This window comes from Sulfitobacter sp. L-8, assembly GCF_056859255.1.
The window spans coordinates 1-3,506 of sequence record NZ_JBSXOD010000023.1 but is presented as its reverse complement, the minus strand read 5'-3'; the positions used below and the strand labels follow the sequence as shown (position 1 = coordinate 3,506).

Annotated in this window: 3 protein-coding genes; all 3 read right to left on the bottom strand. The window is 58.4% G+C overall.

The window, feature by feature from the left end; genetic code table 11:
* Nucleotides 1–54: 54 nt before the first annotated feature.
* From AC13DE_RS01590 to AC13DE_RS01580, 3 genes are read right to left on the bottom strand one after another with little or no spacing between them, the layout of a single operon-like run.
* Nucleotides 55–906, bottom strand: a complete 852-nt coding sequence (locus AC13DE_RS01590) for a TniQ family protein (protein ID WP_483046808.1) — start codon at nt 904–906, stop codon at nt 55–57.
* Entirely contained in the window at nt 843–1,724 is an 882-nt protein-coding gene (locus tag AC13DE_RS01585; protein WP_093037101.1) for a TniB family NTP-binding protein, read from the bottom strand. The genes AC13DE_RS01590 and AC13DE_RS01585 overlap by 64 nt, the downstream gene beginning before the upstream one ends.
* A gap of 1 nt (nt 1,725) precedes the next feature.
* Nucleotides 1,726–3,360: a Mu transposase C-terminal domain-containing protein gene (locus tag AC13DE_RS01580; protein WP_139274568.1), complete on the bottom strand. Its 1,635-nt coding sequence runs from the start codon at nt 3,358–3,360 to the stop codon at nt 1,726–1,728.
* Nucleotides 3,361–3,506: the final 146 nt, after the last annotated feature.

Sequence of the window (3,506 nt, the reverse complement as noted above, 5' to 3'; positions counted from 1 at the left end):
TGTCGCTTTGCCTTTAAATCTGAGACATGGCGCTTTGAGCGTCGAGTTTTGTCCTTAACTGTGAGATTCGGCTGTCTTTGGTCCTGTGCTTCTGGCGCGCTGTTGCGCAACATGATCAACTGCGGCAAGCAGACGTGGCTCTCTCTCGAAGGCGCGCAACAGAGCAATTCTTACATAGTCGTCGGCACCGGCGCTGGATATGGCCGCTTTTATCAGCGGACGAGACTGGGCCGCAGCGATCGCCGCAAGGCAGAACAGCCTCACTTCCGGTCTGGGGCTCTGAAGAGCGAATAACGGATCCCCGCGGACGGCCTTGAGCGACATGCCAAAGGTGACCGCGCGCATCGCACGTCGAAGTAGGTTGGGGCGGTTTGACGTCGCTGCGTGCTCAAGCAGCCCTGCCCCGCAGCGCGCACGGTCTATCAGTTTTTCAGGCAACTTTTCGTCACCGGGCTTTGCGAGGCTCCGAACAAGTAGGGTCCCGCAAAATTGGCAATCAAATGCCCAGGATCGCCGCCAATGCCTGAGCGAGAGGCCGCGTCGGGAACACTCGGGGCAAGACTGGAAAGGAACTTGCGCTGTGAGCATCATCTCCATTTTCGTCATTGCCCTAAAAGTCATTGACTGCACGGTGTCGGGATCGACACGCGCAGCGATAGATATCTTTTCCGCATCGGCCGCCTCAACGTCGAAGTCCAGGGCGGCGCCATGTCGTGTATCGATCTCGATATGGGCCAGCAGTTCCGCGTCATTACAGTAGTTGGCCGCAGCCAGCCGAGACAACCAACCTGACAACAACTCGTCTGGCAGCGGCGCGACAGTCTTTGGCAGCGGGCGCGGCTTCACACCCGGGACTTCTCGAGCCGCCGCCCAGCGGACGCGTGACGCGACCAAACCGGCGTCCATTTTGCGATTGCGTCATCGGTGATGCATTCATCACCAGTGACAATGGCGTCGATGGAAAGATCCTTGATCAGGGCGAAGATGCGCGAGGTCACCCCACCGGTCAGTGCAAGCATCTGCTTGAGCGACTTGACCTTCAGATTGGATTTCTTCTCGAGGGGCATTGCCGCGATGAGTGTTTGAATCATGTCCGAGAACTCGGCATCGTCGCGCCAGTTTGGCAGGTGATGTTCGTCCAGCCGCCTGGCAAGCTGGAGATCACCACGGATGGCATCGACGGCCTCGCTGACCCCGAGGCATACCAGCGACACTTCGAGTTCATTGCTGAGATACCGCAGAACATTGAGAAAGCGGCGCTGTTCGCGGTGGGTCCCGGCCAAAAGATTGTGGACCTCGTCGATCATGATCATCCGCAGGCCAAGGTCGCGCAAGAGTGCGATGACACGGACTTCGAGGGAAGCCACATTTTGAGCGCGGGCGCTCAGTGCCGTCGCCGGGGCGCCGACGGCGGCCAAGATGTGCAGATAGAACCGCCGTTCGTCGGGTGCGGGCGGCGCTTGCAACAGCAGAAGCGGTGTGCGCGTGATGCCTGACGGCGGATCGTATTCTGGTGCGTACTTGCGCGACAGGTTTCGGGCGATCATCGTCTTTCCGATCCCGGACGCGCCATGCACAAGAAGGCCAGGCATACGGGTTTGCCTTGGCGCCTCGATCATACCCTGCAAACGGTCCAGCACTTGTTCGGCCCGCGGAAAGCCGATCCAAATGTCCGATTGAATGAGGGCGATCCGACCGTCTTCCTCAGTTGTCCCTGCCGTCAATTCACCATCTCTCTACCTTGAACAATGGGCGCGATGTATCACCCGTATCGATCGCGCGCAGCCCTTCGGTTGTCGCGACAGCCGAGTTGGCGCCCTCCAATGTCCCTTTTCTTTCACGGGATCGGCGTTCGGCCTTCGTGAGGCCCCGGCTTTCAGCTTCGATCTGGCGTTGCTGTCGGATCAGCTCAGCCAGGACCAGCTCATTGGACCCGGACTTGCCAAGTGCACGGGCCTTCCTCATGGCTTCGCGATATTCCCAGAGCGGCACGGGCGGAATTTCCAGGTTTCTGTAACGCGCCTCAACATATCGGCCATCGTCCAATTCGACCCAGATCATTGAGATATCGCGAGGGTCGTAGCGAACGACCACCTTCCCATCGCTGCGCCCAATGTGGCCTGCAAGAGCATCCGACCAGTACCGTATCTGAAACAGATGGATGCCGTCACGCCTGACCTTGCGCAATTCGCTCGGCAAGAAGCTCACCCGAAAGGCTTCCATCTCGAAGGGGATGTCGCCCATCATTTGCTCTGAGAGCGCCTCCCATTTGGCGACGGGCGTACAGCCAAGACTTGAATGAATGCTGTTGTTGTAGCGGCAGATTTCCAGGGCAAACCAGCGATCGAAGTCGCCTAAAGTCATCGTGGCCATGCCTTCGGCATCGTAGTCGCCCTTGGCCACGACCGAGGATTGCGTTGTTCCAGGCAACAGGTGCACGGCCCCCATCATCGTGCCGATCAATCGTTCGATGTGCCCTCCGAAATGAGGACTGCCTGGCGGCCGATAGACCAGATCGATCCCCCATTCCGCACATGCCGACCGAAAGGCATGCGACCGGAAATCGCGCCCGTTATCGACGTGGATGCTATGCGGTTTACCCTGCGCGGGCCAAGGAACATTGCACACCAATTCCGCCAGAAGTTCCGCCTTGGGGGCCACAGCCTGTGTCAGGCAAAGCGCCACTGACAGACGCGAAGGGGCCTCCAGAGAGGTGTAGTATCCAGTTACCATCCGCGTTGCGATGTCGATCGCCAGCGTGACCCAAGGCCGCCCAATTGGTTGGCGTTCAAAGCTGTCGACAAGAATGATGTCCGCCGGCGTATGATCAATTTGGACGATCTCCAGTGGCACACTGGCCTTGACCTCACCTGTGACCGGCGCAAATTTCTGGCGGGCCACCTTTGCGCCCTCTCGTGCTTTCGCAACTTCGCGGGCATCCATCGCATCCAGACGACGCTGAACCGTCCGCCGTGTCGGCGGCTGCAAGCCTTGTTGCCAGCACGCGCTGCGGATTTCTGTCACGACGCGCGACAGGCTCGAACGCTCCCGGCGCAAGAAATAACGGCGAAGATGTTCTTCGATCACCGCTTCAACTTTGCCGGATATCAAAGTTGTTCCAGTCGGGCGGCCCCGTTTCCGCGGCACCAGAGCGCTCGTGCGCCCACCCTCTTCGGCCAGCCGCTTTAACCAACGCCATACCGTAGCCCTGCTGACACCGAGTTCCCAAACGGCATCATTGATGCCACTTTCCAGACCGCCAGTACCTTTCAGATATGCCTGAACAAGCGGACGCAGCACTGCAGCCCTGCGCGCCTCTTCTGCACCAACGGCAACTGAGTCTTCGCCATCATTTTCCATCGATATCTGCCGCACAAGCCTGTGAACCCTGTCTCAGGTTTAAGGGCAAAAATATCGGAATTAAAGGCAAAATCTCATATTTAAGGGCAAAACACAGTCGTTGAATTCATTGAATTTCTCATCTCACAATTAAGGGCTACGCGACA